Origin of the sequence: Sphingomonas sp. AOB5, from assembly GCF_029433115.1 — a bacterium.
Taxonomy (GTDB): Bacteria; Pseudomonadota; Alphaproteobacteria; order Sphingomonadales; family Sphingomonadaceae; genus Sphingomonas.
In genome coordinates, this window is the sequence record NZ_JARNTV010000077.1 from 1 (window position 1) to 13,995 (window position 13,995).

Consider the following 13,995-nt stretch of genomic DNA (forward strand, 5'->3'; position numbering starts at 1 on the left):
GGTCGCCGTGCTGCTCGGCGAGCGCGGGCTTGGCGGGCAGGATGCCGACCTCGAACTGCGCCTGCGCCGGTGGAAGACCGAACGCGGGCCGCGGGCCGAGAATGCGTGGCGGCTGGCGGAACGGTGGAGCCGCTTGGTACAGGAGAAGCCGTCCGCGAACGAAACGGACGGGGTCGCTACCGCCATCGCCCTCGCCTTCCCCGACCGGATCGCCAAGCGTCGCGATGCATCGGGCGAGACCTGGGCGTCGGCAGGCGGGCGCGGGTTCAAGCTCGACCCCACCTCGCCGCTGGCCCGCGCCGAGTGGCTCGCCGTCGCCGAGACACAGGGCATGGCCGCGGGCGCGCGCATCCTGTCCGCGGCACAGATCGACCCGGCCACCGTCGAGACCCTGTTCGCCGACCGGATCGAGACCCGCCGCACCGTCCGCTTCGATCCTGCCACCGCACGGATCGAGACGCTGCGCGAGCGTAGGCTTGGCAGCATCCGCCTGTCCTCCGGCCCCGATTCGAACGCCGATCCGCAGGAGATCGAGGCCGCTTTGCTGGAAGCCGTCCGCCAGCACGGCCTCGCTTTGCTGCCATGGTCCGGCACCGCCGCCGCGCTTCGCACCCGCGCGGGCTATGCCGGCATCGAAGCGCTGTCCGACGAAGCGCTGATCGCCGATCTCGACGACTGGCTGCCGCCCGCGCTTGCGGGCAAGCGCCGGTTCGATGCGGTGGAATCGGGCGCGCTCACCACTGCGCTCAACAACCGGCTCGGCTGGGACGGCCAGCAGGCGCTGGAGCGGATCGCGCCCGCGCGTTTCGAAAGCCCGGCGGGATCGAGCCATGAGATCGACTATGCCGCCGAGGCCGGACCCACGGTCGAGCTTCGTCCGCAGGCTTTGTTCGGCCTCGCCACGCATCCGATGATCGGCACCACGCCGCTCGTGCTCAGCCTCACTTCGCCCGCCGGGCGCCCGATCCAGACCACCCGCGACCTGCCCGGCTTCTGGGCGGGCAGCTGGGCCGCGGTCGCCAAGGAAATGCGCGGACGTTACCCCCGCCATCCCTGGCCCGACGATCCCGCCTCGGCCAATGCGACGCTGCGCACCAAAAATGCTGATGCAAGGGCCGCAGGCAAGCGCTAAGGAACCTCCCATGAAGACCGCCCGCATCTATCAGCGCCCCAAGAACGCCATGCAGTCCGGCCGTGCGCGGACCGATGCGTGGATCCTCGAATTCGAGCCGGGCGAGCAGCAGCGCCCCGATCCGCTGACCGGCTGGGCCGGTTCGGGCGACACGTCGAACCAGCTACGCATGGGTTTCCCCACGCTCGAGGCGGCAACCGCCTATGCCGAGCGCGCAGGCATCGCCTATCACGTGATCGCCGCGCCGGAGCGCAAGCTGAAGCTGCAGGCCTATGCCGACAATTTCGTAAGCCGCACCGGACTTTAAGCCAGCAGCGTCGGCGACAGCAGCAGCAACAGCTTCACGTCGACCGCCAGCCCTTCGGTGCGCTTCGTCGCGACGAAATCTGGCAATGTGCCCAGCGGCACGCGGTGGACGATGATGTCCTCGCCATCCACGCCGCCGCCTTCGCCGATCCTGGTCAGGCCGCGCAGCCGCACCAGCGTGAATCCTTCGGTCACCAGTCCCGGCGAGGATTGATACTCGCCCAGATTCTGCAGGTCGCTGGCGGTATAGCCGGTCTCTTCCTCCAGCTCGCGCACCGCCGCCTGTTCGGGCGTGTCGTCGGCATGATCGTCGCCCACAAGGCCCGCGGGGAGTTCCAGGCAGCGCCGCCCCAGCGGCACGCGATACTGATCGACCAACAGGATATGATCGTCATCGTCGATGGCGACGATCACCACTGCGCGGCTGCCGCGGGTGCGCGAGACATATTCCCACTTGCCCTGCGTCTTCACCGCTATCCACTTGCCCTGCCAGGCGGTCTCTACCGGTTCGGGTTCGCTCACAGTTCGATCAGCCTGTCCGGGAGTTCGTTGATATCGTGTTCGCCGCGCGGAAGCGCTTCTTCCAGGATCGCAGCGATCTTCGCAATGGCGTCGACCATCCCGCCGGCCGCATCGCCTGCCTTCAGCTTCACGACCAAGGCCGCCATCGCTTCGCCCCAGCGCTCCTGCGGCACCTTCGAATGGATTGCTTCGTCGGCGACGATCTCGGCGCGATGCTCGGCCATGCTGAGATACAACAATATGCCGACGCGGCCGCGCGTGCGCTTCTCGGCGCTGGCGCGGAACAGCTCGACCGCGCGACGCCGCACCCGCCGCGTCTTCGTCGCGCCCGGGGTCAGCGCCATCCGCGCGGGCATCCATGCCAGCGCATAACGGACAGCGAGGAACAGGACGGTCTGCACAATCGCCAGCCAGAAGGCGGTCCGCGCTACTTCCGGCCCGCTGGTCCAGCCCAGCCAATGCTCGAGCGGCCCCGGCCACACCGCCACCGCGGCCACCAGAACCAGCATCGCCGCGACGGCATAATGCAGACCTACATCGTGATAGGCGTCGGAACGATCAGCGACGATCGTCACGATCTCGCCTGCGGTCGCCTGTTCGGCAGCCATGACCGCCGCGCTGATCCGCTGATGATCCGTATTGCTGAACCCCATTTGGCCCATCACCAGCTCCCCGTCGCACCGCCGCCGCCGCCCGAACCGCCACCGCCGGAGAAGCCCCCGCCGCCGCCCCAAGACGACCCGCCACCGCTGCTGCCGCCGCCCCAACCGGATCCCCCCGACCAGCCGCCGCCCGAGCGACGTCCGCCGCTGCGCATCGCCGCATCGATCGCGGTCCATAGCAGGATGTTGCCGATGTCGCGTGCAATCCCGTCGCCGTCGCCACGGTAGCGCCGCCCGCGCCGCGCCGATCCACGCAACGATACGAAGATGACTACCATCGCCGCGATGATGAACAGGAAGCCGAAGCCGCCCAGATCGAAGCTGCTGCTGCTCCGCCGTGGCCGCGAATCGCCCTGCTGCACCGTCGTCTTGCGCTCGGCATCCAGCTTCGCCTTGGCTCGCACTTCACCGGCTTCGAGCGGCAGCTTCATCTGCTCGGCAATCTCGGCCGCGCCGGCCATGATCCCGCCGCCCATGTCGCCCGCGCGGAATTTGGGCACGATCGCCCGGTCGATGATCAGGCCCGAAAAGCCGTCGGTCATGATCGGCTCGAGGCCATAGCCGACCTCGATCCGTACCAGCCTTTCCTTTGGCGCCACGATCAGGATGATGCCGTTGTTCGCATCCTTCTGTCCGATCCCCCAATGCCGCAGCAGGCGATAGCCATAATCCTCGATCGGATAGCCCTGTAGATCGGGGATAGTCGCCACCACGAACTGACGACTCGACGCCTTCTGGATATCCTCGGAGAGTTTGGTCAGCTCGGCTTCTTGCGCCGGATCGAGCAGATTGGCGGCATCGACCACGCGCCCGGTCAGCTTGGGAAAATTCTGCGCAAAGGCGCTAGCGGGCAGCGTGACCAGCAGCAGCGCGAGCAGGAACCGCATCAGCTTCATGTGAACGCCGCCGAAAGCTCGGACGCGATCCGGTCAACGCCCTTCTCGATGCCCGCCTCATAGCGGCTGGCGCGCAGATCGGGCCGCATCACCTGCTCCACGATATGGCTCGCCTCGCGATCGGTCAGCAGCTTCATCGCGCCCGCGCCAACCGAGAGCCGCATCTGCCGGTCGCCCGACGAGATCAGCAGCAGCACGCCGTCGCTCAATCCCTTCTCCATGCCGATCCGCTCGGATGCGGCATCGATGCTCTGCCCGTTCAGGCTGGGGACGGTCATCACCAGCACGCGGCGGTTCGAGTTCTTCTCCAGCGCCGCCAGCCGCGCCTGGATCGACGCTTCGCCCTGCGGCGAGATCAGTCCGGCATCGTCGATCACATGGCGCGTCGCCACCGGCTCGGGCGTCGCGGTCACCGCAACATTGGCGACGGTCTCATTGACCTGCGGACCCGCCCCGCCGCACGCGGCGAGCAGGGCAAGTCCGGCCATCGGAGCAAGGTGGCGGATCAGTTTGCGTTCCCGAGCATGACGTCGAGGTTCGGCGGTATCTCCGCCCCCGCCCGCGCCTGATACGCCACCATCGGCTTCGCGCCATAGAAGATGCGCGCGCCGATCGCGTCGGGGAAGGTGCGGACCTTCACATTATAGGCTTCCACCGCCAGGTTGTAATCGTGGATCGCGACCGAGATGCGGTTCTCGCTGCCCGCGAGTTCGCGGATCAGCATCGTCCAACCTTCCTGACTCTTGAGCTGGGGATAGGCTTCCACGCTCACCAGCAGCCGGCTGATGGCTCCGCTCAGCTGATCCTGCGCCGCGCCGAAGGCTTGCATCTTCGCCGGATCGGTCAGGTCGCCTGGCGCCAGCTGGATCGATGTCGCCTTGGCCCGGGCATTGGTCACGTCGGTCAGGATGCGCCCTTCCGAACCCGCCGCGGCCTTCACCGTCGCTGCGATGTTGGGAATCAGGTCGGCGCGGCGCTGATAGCCATTCTGCACGTCGGCCCAGCGCGCCTTGGCTGCTTCCTCGGCGGTGGGAACGCTGTTCAGCCCGCATGCCGACAGCAGCAGCGCGGAGATCAGGACGATGGCGGCACGTAGCTTCATGGAACCCTCCGGAACCCTGTTACGAGTGTCTTATATGGTGCGGACACCGCGCCGTGAAAGAGGCGCTCGAATCGTTGCACGAACGTGAAGCTCTGATAGGCTCGCCCCCAGACATTCGATGGGGAGAATGCCGGTGAAACTGTTCGCGATCCTGGGCGGCCTCGCCGCGCTTCTGTCCACAGCACCGGCACTGGCCCAGCCTGTCTATGTCGCGCCTGCTGGATCGGGCGAGCGCCCGGCGAACGGCGTGGTCGCACGCAGCGCCGACGCGATACAGGCGCCGGTTCCGGAGAGCGGCACGGCCGATTATCGCATCCTGACCGCCGACGGAAAATGCCTCGTCCCCCAGATGCGCGACGGCAAGGTCTATTTGCTCCGCCCCGGCCCCTGCATCGACGGCGTGCTGCTCAACGCCCGCTTCTACGGCAATCAGCGCGCCCGGCTCGAACTCGACGGCAGCGGCACTTGCGTCGCGATCCGCCAGCTCGACTATGACGGCAGCGGCCTGATGTACCGCACCTGGGGCAAGGGCGTCGGCACCGCGCCCTGTGGTGAGGGACTCGAGCTGCGCTTCCGCATCGATCATGCCGAAGGCGGCATGGTCTCGATCCGCACGATCGACGGCAATTGCTGGCACTGGGCGGATACCGGCGTGCGCGAGCTGCCTTGCGACCGTTCGCCCAATCAGCGTTTCCGGCTGAGCCAGCGCTCCACCGCCGTGACGATCGCCGATGGCCGCGTGGTCCCCGCGGGCGACACGCCGCGCTATGCCGAGCCTATACACGAGCCGCTCGGCGTCGCGCGACCGGTCGAGGTCCCCGCCGATCCTGCACCAGCGACCGAGCCGACACCCGAACCCACCCCTGCACCCCGCGAACGTCCCGCAGGGCTGCCCGATCTCGCCCCGCTGCCGGGGATCAATCAGGTCGCGTCGCTCGCCGGCTATGCCTGCCTCAATCCGGTTCGCCGCGGCACCGACGCCTGGTTGCTGCGCGCCGGTGCCTGCAACGATGCGAGCGAGTGGGAGAATCTCCAGCTAGAATATCAGGAAGGCGCGTTCGTGATCTATGTGCCGTCGATCAGTGGCAAATGCCTTGCCGGCCCCCGCGCCGGGCGCCCCTGGGCCGAGTTCGAGGCTTGCGAAACCCCTGCCGCCGACCAGCGCTTCCAGATCGCCCGCGGAGATGGCGGCGCCTACACGATCCGCACCGCGGCCGGCCTGTGCCTCACCCTGCGCGGCAATGCGAGCGCGGCGGCGAACAACAGCGCCCTGTTCCCCGAACCCTGCCGCACCGGCGCCGACGAGCAGCGTTACGAACTGCGGCTGATGATCGACCAGCGCGACCTGTAAGGAGACAAGCCGATGCGGACCTTCCTCCTCGCGCTCGCCGGACTGTTGGCTTTCGCGACACCGGCGGCTGCGCAGCCGGTCTATGCGCGTCCGGTCAATCCCGAACCCGGCCCCATTCCGGGATCGTATTTGATCGAGAATGCCGCGGGTAATTGCATCGGCCAGGGGCCGCAATATGATCGCCAATACGCAGGCTGGGGTCCCTGCACCGCCGAAAATGCAGTGCGGTTCGAGCGCGCCGGAGACCGCCTCCGGATGACGATCGAGGGTGGCCGCCTCTGCCTGGCGCTCGCCTTTTCGAACAATGGGCCGGCCGCGTTTTTCTACACCTGCACGAGCGGTTATCCGGCCACCCAGACCTTTACGCTGCGCTTCGATTCCACGCTGGGCCGCTATCAGATCGTTTCGTTCGTGGAAGGTGTCGAGCGCTGCCTCGCCACCACCGGCGGCACGCCGCCTCTCACGACCGCGTTCATCCGGTGCTCGGACCCGCGCGGTATCGCGCGCTTCGGGCTCCGGCCGAGTGGGCCGATGTACGTCCAGCCCGCGCGCAACGATCCGCTGCCGGGATCGCGTACCCTGCCGCCGATCCAGCCCCTGATCATCGTGCCGCCGCCTGCCGCGATCCGCCCCGCGCCTGGTCTGTATCGCCTCCAGGCGTCGAACGGCTCGTGCATCGCGACCGGGCTGATGGACCCCGAACGCGGCACCGCGCCTGCCTATCTCACGCCAGATTGCCCCACGGGCACGCAGTTCCGCATCCGTCATCAGGGCAAGACCGCGGAAGGGAAGGACCGATTCAGCCTCGAAGTGGAAGGCTCCGGCCTGTGCCTGCGCGCGGCCGGAATCGGCACCGCCGTCCCTACCACCGTCACCCATTGCGGATCGGATGAAAGCTATTGGTTCGAACTGCCGATCACGGGCAGCGGGCATCAGATCCGGAAGCAGGGCCACTGCTTCACCATCCCCACTCTCGTATACCGGCTATCCTATTATCCGTGCCAGGGGCGCCCCGAACAGCGCTTCACCCTATTGCCGGTCTGATCAGGCTGCGGCCAGATCCTCGGCCACGGCATCGGCCAGGCTGGTGCCGTCCAGAATCCGGGCGGTCTCGTCGCGCACCCGCGCCATCGCCGCGCGGATCGCACAGGCGGCTTCGTCCTTGCAATCGTTGCAGGGGCGGTACTGGGTGCGGCTGACGCAGGGGACCAGCGCGAGCGGCCCTTCGATCACCCGGATGATCTCGCCCAGCGAAATCAGGTGCGTCGCACGCGACAGCAGATAGCCGCCCATCTTGCCGCGATGGCTGTGGAGGAAGCCCGCTTCGCGCAGGTCCGCCAGGATCAGTTCGAGGAACTTCCGCGGCACATTCGCCTCGGCGGCGATGCGGTTCATCGGAATCGGTTTGCCGTCCGCAGGTTGCGTCGCCAGGTAAAGCATCGCGCGGAGCGCGTAACGGGACCGCTGGGTCAACATCTTGTGCGACGCCATGCCCTTTCTTTGCGGCGATGTGAAGGCCCGCCCCCTCTTTTCGCTGTCCCTCGGCGGCACCCTTTCAATCCAAACAAGGCGTGCCTATATCGGGAGTGCCGGGTTCGCTCGGCTATGGGGATAAACGACGGCGTGCAATAGACGCAGCGGACGTGGGGGCAGTACCCACCGGCTCCACCAAAACCCTCGCTCCGGCGGGGTTTCTGACGGGGCCGAACTAGGATCGACGTGTGTTGAAAAGCGCCGACTATCTCTCAGCATGGGCCACTGTGACGGTCCGTTACACAAGTGCCAACGATAACGAAGCACTCGCTATTGCGGCGTAACCCCAAGGCTTAACGGCCTAAGGTTATTCTAAAATGCGCGGTTGGACCCCACCGGGCAACAGAAGGGGAATCCAGCGGTACGGGAGGCACCGGGCAACAGAAGCCTCCCACTTCATCCTTCGAACAGGATGTGTGGATGACCCTGATCCCCACCATGAACGTGCACGACATGGCGGAGGCAGTGGCCTTCTATACCGGCATTCTCGATTTCGAACCCGGCTGGACCAATCCGCCGGAAGGCGATCCGGCCTATGCCTCGCTGTTCCGCAACGGCCATGAGTTGCATCTGTCGTCGTATAGCGGCAGAGCTGGTCACCGGCAGACGGTGGTCGTCCTGATCGACGATGCCGATGCGCAATTCGCCGCGTTCCGCGCCCGCGGCTTCGTTCCGCCCGACCGCCCCGAATCCCCAGTCCATACAGGTCCGGTCGACCAGAGCTGGGGCACCCGCGAATTCTATATCGACGATCCCAGCGGCAACACGCTCTGCTTCATGCAGCGTTAGGCGGGTACGTTCAGCCGTGCCGTTGCGCCCCGGCCATTCTCCAGCTCGAACCGTCCCTTGAGCTGCCCTGCCAGCATCGTCGCGATGCCCAGGCCCAGGCTGCCCTTCGCGGCCATGTCGAACCCGTCGGGCAAGCCTTTGCCGTCGTCGCGCACCTCGATGCGGATATGGCCGCCATCGCGCACCAGTTCGACTTCGATCGCGCCGCCATCGCGATCGGCAAAGCCGTGCTCGATCGCATTGGCCACCGCCTCGGCAACGATCAGCGCGACCGGGATCGCTGCGTCGGAGGGCAGGGTCATGTCTTCACCGCCGGTGATGGTCAGCGCGACGCCCGGCTTGCCGCCGGCATCGACCACATCGGCGCAGAGCGGCTCAAGGAATGCGCGCAGGCTGCGCGTCGTGCCTTCGGCTTCGTAGAGCTGGCGGCTGATCCGTCCGATCACGCCCAGCCGGCGCGCCGCTTCGTCGAGCGCGGTGCGCGCTTCCGGATCGGAGACCCGCTTCTTCTGCAACGCCAGCAGGCCCGCCGCGACCTGGAGATTGTTCGACACGCGGTGCTGAAGCTCGCGGAACAGCAGTTCGCGGGTGTCCGCCAGCGCCGCCGACCGCTCGCGCTCGATACGCAGTCTGGCGTTGATCCGCTGCATCCAGGCGAAGATGCCGAGATTGAGCGTGATCAGGATCAGGAAGGGCACGATCGCGGGAAAGCTCTGCAGCACGAAGCTCGGCTGCATCGGATCGCGCACGAAGAATGCCCAGCCGAGCAAGGCGCTGATCCCCGCCGCGATCACGCCATAGCGGACGCCGAACAGGAAGCAGACCAGCAGCACGGTCGGGAAGAAGGTGACGAAGGGCGAGCCGACCGGCATCGCGCCGAGCAGCAGCCAGCGGCCCACCGCCGCAACGGCCACCATCGCCAGCGTCGCGCCCGCCGCCAACCATGGCCGCGACGCCGCGAGCGGCAGGCGCTCGAGCCAGTTATTGCCTTCCCCACCCATGGCCAGACCAGCATTCCTCTACCCGTTTCATCAACGAAAACGGGTCACCAGCGGCTTTTAATCCCTGGTTATCGGCGCTGATAGGACAAACCGGACATCGGCGCTCCCCCCGATTGGGGATGTATGCAAAAAAATGCCGCCCGGCAGAGGTAAATCCCTTGCCGGGCCAGCATCTTACTGCACGCCGCCGCCCGCAGGTTCGAAGTCGATCCCCGCATCCGGACGGCGGCGGTTGCCCTGATTGCCCAGATTATAGGTCAGGGTCAGCATGAACACGCGACCCATGCCCCGCTGGGCAATGCGATCGCGGATCAGCGGCGTATCGATCACGAAGCGCTGCTCCGCGCTGTCGAGCAGGTTCTGCGCGGTCAGCACCGCGCTGAAGCGGTCGTTGACCTTGCGGCGATAGCCGAAGTTCAGGATGCCGCCGGACTGGCGATAGCCCTGCGCCACAAGCTGATCGCCCGAATAGAAGCCGTTGAGCTGGAAGAAGTCCTTGGGTGTCGGCTGCCAGGTCAGGTTGGCACGGACGGTGCCGGTGGTGCCCGAACGCGGGGTGGAGACGCCGCCCAGCCGCGGATCGATCCGGTTCCACAGGAACGTGCCCGACGCGCTGTAGCCCAGCGTCTTGCTGAACTTGCCGTTGGCGACCAGTTCGACGCCGGTGCGTTCCGCCGTCGCCAGATTGGCGCGCGTCGTCAGGAACACGCCGGTGCCCAGATCCTGCACCACATCGGTCACCCCGCCGCGCGAACGGCGATAGAAGCCGGTCAGCGAATAGAAGCTGCCGCCGCTGCGCATTTGCCACGAAAGCTCGAATGAATCGGTCGTTTCGGGGCGCAGCGCGGGATTGCCGCGGCGCAGGTTAAGCGGATCGATGTAGAGCGTATAGGGATTGAGGTCGCTCGGGCCCGGCCGCTGGATGCGGCGGCTATAGCTCGCGCGCAGCTTCTGCTTGGCCGTGAGTTCATAGCCGAGATGCAGCGTCGGATAGGCGCGGAAATAGCCATTCTTCACGCGGATGCCGTCGGTGATCTGGTTGATATCGAGATCCGCCTGCTCCAGCCGCAGCCCAGGCTGAAGCTCGATCTTGCCGAAATCGAGCGACCAGGTGCCGTACACCGCATGCACCGCCTGGCGGAAATCGAAGCGGTTGGTGAGCGATGCGACCGGCAGCATCGCGCCCGCGCTCGATCCGCGCACGCCGGTAAAATCGAAATTGTTGGTGATCAGGTCATACTGATAGCCGAGGTTGAGCGAACGCCCCTCGCCGGTCGGCCGCTTGTAATCCAGCTTCACGCCATAATCGCTGCGGTCGAACTGGTTGTCGATCCGCTCGTAGATGGCAGGCGCCCCGACCGGGGTGGTCACGCCATCGAGGATGCGGTGCTGCATGCCGGTGTCGAAGGTGAAATCGGCAGCGAGCTCATGGCCGGTACCCGAAAAGGTGCGCCGCCACGAAGCGCGGACGCCGCCGCCCTTGTTGGTCCCGTCGGTGTCGGAGATGCGGTCATAGGAGCCGACCCCGCCCGGTCCGGTGAAGTGATCGTCGCGCCGGGCCTGGATCGCATTGTTGCGGTAATTGCCCTCGAGGCTCAGTCGGTTCTGCTTATTCACGTCGTAATCCACGCCGGCGCGCGCGGTGTAGGACACCATGTCCGCTTCCTGCGTCGAATCCTGACGGCTGTTGAGGAACGTGCCGCTGCCGCTGTCATAGCGCGAACGGGTCTGCTCCAGCGTCCCGTCGCCATCGGCCCGGCGCCAGTTGAAATCGCCGGTCAGGTTGAGGCCGATCTTGGACAGACCGCCGCTCACGCCCGCCATGGCGCGCCCTTCATTGCCGATCGTGCCGCGCAGCGTGGCGAAGCGCGTGTCCTTCTTCGCCTGTTTGGTCACCAGATTGATGACGCCGCCCGATCCTTCCGGGCTGAACGCGGCGCCCGGATTGGTAATCACCTCGACCCGCTCGATATTCGCCGCGGGCGTGGCGAGCAGATAGTCGCCGCGCGCCTCGCTGCGCATCACTGCGGCGGGGCGGCCGTCGATCAGGATCGTCACGCCCGGATCGCCGCGCAGGCTGACATTGCCTTGCAGATCGACGTCCACGCCCGGCACGTTGCGCAGCGCGTCGGCCAGCGTGCCGCTCTGCGCCTGAAGGTCGTTGGTGATGTTGTAGCTGGTCCGGTCCGGCGTCGCGGAGACCTCTGCCCGCACGCCGCTGACCACGATTTCGCCGGGCTTGCCGGCTTCCTGCTTTGCGGGCGGCGTCTGCGGCGCGCTCGCGGGCGGGGCGTTCTGCGCCAGCGCCGGGGCGGCAGGCAGTCCGGCAAGGGCGGCGGCGGTAAGGTAGAAGCGGATCTGGCGACGGGTCATGGGATCATTGCCTGTGAATTGAGGTTCGTCGGGTGCACGAGGCCGCCTACCACCCGCATGGCGCGGGCAGCGTGGGCGTCCGGTGAAATTTCGGTGAGATTTCCGTGAAGACGTAGCCGGGATCAGGTCCCGGCAATCGTTTCCATCTGTTCTGGTCCGGTCATGACCATATAAACCCTCCCTGTGTTATTTATATAATACACATTCGGAAGGCGGGTCGTCAACCCCGTCACCGGCGCAGCAAAAAGGGGACCCGCGCCACCGCGGATCCCCTTCATTTTCTCCGGCCCGTTGCGAACAGGCTCACGGCCTGACGGGGAAATCTCCATCCAGCGCGATGTAGAAGTTCATCGACAGCGCAGGCTGCCGGTTCTCGTGCACCTGTCCGCCGCCCACCACGGAGGTCGCCGGTTCGCGGAACGCGACCTTCGCGGCCGCGTTCGGCGGCGCGAACAGGGCCAACGGCTGATCGGGGGTCGGCGTCGGGTTATTGACCGTGCCCCGGGCGAGACGGGCATTCGCAGGGTTTGCCAGCGTGTTGTTCGGATCGGTCAGATACACGACCTCGAAATTATGGGCGTGCGCCGGGATCTCGGCGAGCGACAGCGTGGCCGTGACCGCGCCATAGCTGTTCGGGCCAAGCGCCCGCGGAGTCAGCCCGGGACCGGTGCCTGCGCCGACAGGCGCGGCGCCCCGGCCGGTCGCCGCGTCGACCATCAGGTTCGGCAGCTTGAACGTGCTCCTGCCATCGCCGCCATAGCGGGTGCCGATGACCGCGAAGAGCGCCTGAAACTGCGATACCGAAAGCTCCTGCCCATTGCAGAGCGCCCAGCCCTCGGGGGCATATTCATATGGAAAGACACGAATTTCTCCGATGAAGAAGTCGGCCATCGCGGAGTCTCCTGATCGGTGGGCGCTTACGAGAAGTCCGGATATTCGCCGGACATCGAGATGATGAAATTGACCGTGAAGCTGGGCATCATGTTCGCATGCCCCGCAGCCGCGCCGCCGGACTGGCCGCCGCACATGCCCACCGCCGCGGGACCGAGCGCGCGGGCGGTGGCCACCCCCGCAGTCGCCGCAGCATAGAGCGAGACCGGCAAGATCGAAGCGGCAAGGTTCACGGTGGGGCCGGGCTTGTCGGTCGTCGCCGTCACGCTCGTCGCATTCACCGCATGCGTATGGGACGGCAGTTGGCCCAAATCGATCGAGACCGTTTCGGAACCGCCCTCCTGACCGATCGGACGCGGGGTCAATCCAGGGCCGGTTCCCATCGAGATCGGCACGCGTCCGCGCATGTCCGGCAATTTGAAATCGCTCACGCCGTCGCCACCATAGGCGGTACCGATCAGCGAATAGAGCGCTTCATGCGTGGCGATCGGCATCAAGGCGCCATCGCACAAGGCCCAGCCTTCGGGCGCAAAATCGCCGCTAAACATGCGGATTTCGCCGAGATAGCCCATTCTTCCTGTCCCCCCTTCGATCGCGCCGCCTGAATCCCGCCTGCGTCAGTCCGAACTGCGCGGCGGATAATCGCCGCGAATCGCGATGCAGTAGTTCAGCACGAGGAAGGGCTGCATGTTCGAATGCGCACTGTTGCCACCCGCCGGGTCGAGCGTGGTGGAATCCAGCGTCACGTCCTGCTTGCCGGTGCCATAGATCGGCCGTGCTCCCGCGCTGGTCGCCTGTGGCGCGGCCAGCATGTTGGCAGTGGCGTCCGGCGTCGTGGCAGTGCTGGTCACTGCGTACAATGCGTGCTGGTGCGCCGGCATCGTCGCGATGGTCAGCGTCACCGTCTCCACGCCGGTCGCTTCGCTCGTCCTGCTGCCATTGGCATGCACCGGCGTCCGGCCCCGCATGTCGGGCAGGTTGAAGTTCTTCGTATCGCCGCCGAAGCGGTTGCCGATCAGCGAATAGAGCGCCTGATGCTCGCGGACCGGCAACTGCTGGCCGTCGCAGGCCAGCCAGCCCGCAGGAGTCCTGTTCCACGGAAACGCGCGAATCTCGCCCAGATAGCAATCCGGCATCCTGCCCCCCAGCAACCGCCCAATGTTCGTTGCGAGGGTGGAATGGCTTGCCCGCCGCTGTCAACGACGCTTTGACCCGAAATGAGCGATATCGGTCGGGCCCAAGAAAAAGGGACCCGGCGTTTCCGCCAGGCCCCTTCATCCTCTCCGGGCTTTTCGCCGGTATCTTGCAGATTAGTCGCGGTCGCCGGTCAGGAACGCGGGCAGGCCGATATCCTCGCCGCCCTTGTCCTCGTTCGACTCACGGCGCGGGCCACGGCCTTCGCCGCCGCCGCGCGGACCGCGGTCACCGCCGCCATCA

At 66.5% G+C, this 13,995-nt stretch carries 16 protein-coding genes and 1 other RNA gene; 6 read left to right on the forward strand and 11 right to left on the reverse strand.

What is annotated here, in order from left to right:
- On the forward strand, positions 1-1,132 hold a 1,132-nt coding region (locus tag P1X14_RS19650), incomplete at its 5' end, for an ATP-dependent helicase C-terminal domain-containing protein (RefSeq protein ID WP_277317119.1).
- A gap of 10 nt (positions 1,133-1,142) precedes the next feature.
- Positions 1,143-1,439 (forward strand): ETC complex I subunit, encoded by a 297-nt coding sequence (locus P1X14_RS19655; RefSeq protein WP_277317120.1) that lies wholly within the window; start codon positions 1,143-1,145, stop codon positions 1,437-1,439.
- Here the strand turns inward: P1X14_RS19655 and P1X14_RS19660 are convergent.
- The 5 genes from P1X14_RS19660 to P1X14_RS19680 are packed head-to-tail and all read right to left on the reverse strand — an operon-like array spanning position 1,436 to position 4,620.
- The gene (locus P1X14_RS19660; RefSeq protein WP_277317121.1) at positions 1,436-1,960 is read right to left on the reverse strand and encodes an NUDIX hydrolase; all 525 of its coding nucleotides are present in this window, start codon (positions 1,958-1,960) and stop codon (positions 1,436-1,438) included. The genes P1X14_RS19655 and P1X14_RS19660 overlap by 4 nt on opposite strands.
- Positions 1,957-2,622: a TPM domain-containing protein gene (locus tag P1X14_RS19665; protein WP_277317122.1), complete on the reverse strand. Its 666-nt coding sequence runs from the start codon at positions 2,620-2,622 to the stop codon at positions 1,957-1,959. The genes P1X14_RS19660 and P1X14_RS19665 overlap by 4 nt, the downstream gene beginning before the upstream one ends.
- Positions 2,622-3,518, reverse strand: coding sequence for a TPM domain-containing protein (locus tag P1X14_RS19670; protein WP_277317123.1), 897 nt, complete (start codon positions 3,516-3,518; stop codon positions 2,622-2,624). Before P1X14_RS19670 ends, P1X14_RS19665 begins: the two co-directional genes overlap by 1 nt.
- Positions 3,515-4,006 carry a TPM domain-containing protein gene (locus P1X14_RS19675; protein WP_277317124.1) on the reverse strand — a complete coding sequence of 164 codons (492 nt, stop codon included), beginning with the start codon at positions 4,004-4,006 and terminating at the stop codon, positions 3,515-3,517. The genes P1X14_RS19670 and P1X14_RS19675 overlap by 4 nt, the downstream gene beginning before the upstream one ends.
- 17 nt (positions 4,007-4,023) lie before the next feature.
- The gene (locus P1X14_RS19680) at positions 4,024-4,620 is read right to left on the reverse strand and encodes a LemA family protein (protein ID WP_277317125.1); all 597 of its coding nucleotides are present in this window, start codon (positions 4,618-4,620) and stop codon (positions 4,024-4,026) included.
- Between the two features lie 133 nt (positions 4,621-4,753).
- On the opposite strand from P1X14_RS19680, the gene P1X14_RS19685 reads away from it, so the two are divergent.
- Positions 4,754-5,971: a hypothetical protein gene (locus tag P1X14_RS19685; protein ID WP_277317126.1), complete on the forward strand. Its 1,218-nt coding sequence runs from the start codon at positions 4,754-4,756 to the stop codon at positions 5,969-5,971.
- A 12-nt stretch (positions 5,972-5,983) separates the two neighbouring features.
- A complete protein-coding gene (locus P1X14_RS19690) occupies positions 5,984-7,015 on the forward strand; it encodes a hypothetical protein (RefSeq protein WP_277317127.1) in 1,032 nt (343 codons plus the stop codon).
- Here the strand turns inward: P1X14_RS19690 and P1X14_RS19695 are convergent, their stop codons facing one another.
- Entirely contained in the window at positions 7,016-7,447 is a 432-nt protein-coding gene (locus P1X14_RS19695) for an Rrf2 family transcriptional regulator (protein WP_277317133.1), read from the reverse strand.
- A gap of 73 nt (positions 7,448-7,520) precedes the next feature.
- On the opposite strand from P1X14_RS19695, the gene ssrA reads away from it, so the two are divergent.
- Positions 7,521-7,900, forward strand: a transfer-messenger RNA (tmRNA) gene (gene ssrA / locus P1X14_RS19700).
- Between the two features lie 18 nt (positions 7,901-7,918).
- The gene (locus P1X14_RS19705) at positions 7,919-8,293 is read left to right on the forward strand and encodes a VOC family protein (protein WP_346770464.1); all 375 of its coding nucleotides are present in this window, start codon (positions 7,919-7,921) and stop codon (positions 8,291-8,293) included.
- On the opposite strand, the gene P1X14_RS19710 is transcribed toward P1X14_RS19705, so the two are convergent.
- From P1X14_RS19710 to P1X14_RS19730, 5 genes are all read right to left on the reverse strand, one after another.
- Positions 8,290-9,294 carry a histidine kinase dimerization/phosphoacceptor domain -containing protein gene (locus P1X14_RS19710; protein WP_277317128.1) on the reverse strand — a complete coding sequence of 335 codons (1,005 nt, stop codon included), beginning with the start codon at positions 9,292-9,294 and terminating at the stop codon, positions 8,290-8,292. The two genes, P1X14_RS19705 and P1X14_RS19710, sit on opposite strands and share 4 nt — an antisense overlap.
- 174 nt (positions 9,295-9,468) lie before the next feature.
- Positions 9,469-11,667 carry a TonB-dependent receptor gene (locus P1X14_RS19715; protein WP_277317129.1) on the reverse strand — a complete coding sequence of 733 codons (2,199 nt, stop codon included), beginning with the start codon at positions 11,665-11,667 and terminating at the stop codon, positions 9,469-9,471.
- Positions 11,668-11,970: 303 nt separating this feature from the next.
- Positions 11,971-12,558, reverse strand: coding sequence for a tail fiber protein (locus tag P1X14_RS19720; protein WP_277317130.1), 588 nt, complete (start codon positions 12,556-12,558; stop codon positions 11,971-11,973).
- A 26-nt stretch (positions 12,559-12,584) separates the two neighbouring features.
- Positions 12,585-13,130 (reverse strand): tail fiber protein, encoded by a 546-nt coding sequence (locus P1X14_RS19725; RefSeq protein ID WP_277317131.1) that lies wholly within the window; start codon positions 13,128-13,130, stop codon positions 12,585-12,587.
- A gap of 45 nt (positions 13,131-13,175) precedes the next feature.
- On the reverse strand, positions 13,176-13,694 hold the full coding sequence (locus P1X14_RS19730) for a tail fiber protein (RefSeq protein WP_277317132.1): 519 nt from the start codon (positions 13,692-13,694) through the stop codon (positions 13,176-13,178).
- Positions 13,695-13,995: the final 301 nt, after the last annotated feature.

Bases quoted from the DNA above. Each gene is read 5' to 3' on its own strand.
- P1X14_RS19715 (WP_277317129.1), bottom strand. From the start codon at position 11,667: ATGACCCGTCGCCAGATCCGCTTCTACCTTACCGCCGCCGCCCTTGCC.
- P1X14_RS19680 (WP_277317125.1), bottom strand. From the start codon at position 4,620: ATGAAGCTACGTGCCGCCATCGTCCTGATCTCCGCGCTGCTGCTGTCG.
- P1X14_RS19655 (WP_277317120.1), top strand. From the start codon at position 1,143: ATGAAGACCGCCCGCATCTATCAGCGCCCCAAGAACGCCATGCAGTCC.
- P1X14_RS19730 (WP_277317132.1), bottom strand. From the start codon at position 13,694: ATGCCGGATTGCTATCTGGGCGAGATTCGCGCGTTTCCGTGGAACAGG.
- P1X14_RS19675 (WP_277317124.1), bottom strand. From the start codon at position 4,006: ATGGCCGGACTTGCCCTGCTCGCCGCGTGCGGCGGGGCGGGTCCGCAG.
- P1X14_RS19720 (WP_277317130.1), bottom strand. From the start codon at position 12,558: ATGGCCGACTTCTTCATCGGAGAAATTCGTGTCTTTCCATATGAATAT.
- P1X14_RS19725 (WP_277317131.1), bottom strand. From the start codon at position 13,130: ATGGGCTATCTCGGCGAAATCCGCATGTTTAGCGGCGATTTTGCGCCC.
- P1X14_RS19665 (WP_277317122.1), bottom strand. From the start codon at position 2,622: ATGGGCCAAATGGGGTTCAGCAATACGGATCATCAGCGGATCAGCGCG.
- P1X14_RS19690 (WP_277317127.1), top strand. From the start codon at position 5,984: ATGCGGACCTTCCTCCTCGCGCTCGCCGGACTGTTGGCTTTCGCGACA.
- P1X14_RS19695 (WP_277317133.1), bottom strand. From the start codon at position 7,447: ATGTTGACCCAGCGGTCCCGTTACGCGCTCCGCGCGATGCTTTACCTG.
- P1X14_RS19670 (WP_277317123.1), bottom strand. From the start codon at position 3,518: ATGAAGCTGATGCGGTTCCTGCTCGCGCTGCTGCTGGTCACGCTGCCC.
- P1X14_RS19710 (WP_277317128.1), bottom strand. From the start codon at position 9,294: ATGGGTGGGGAAGGCAATAACTGGCTCGAGCGCCTGCCGCTCGCGGCG.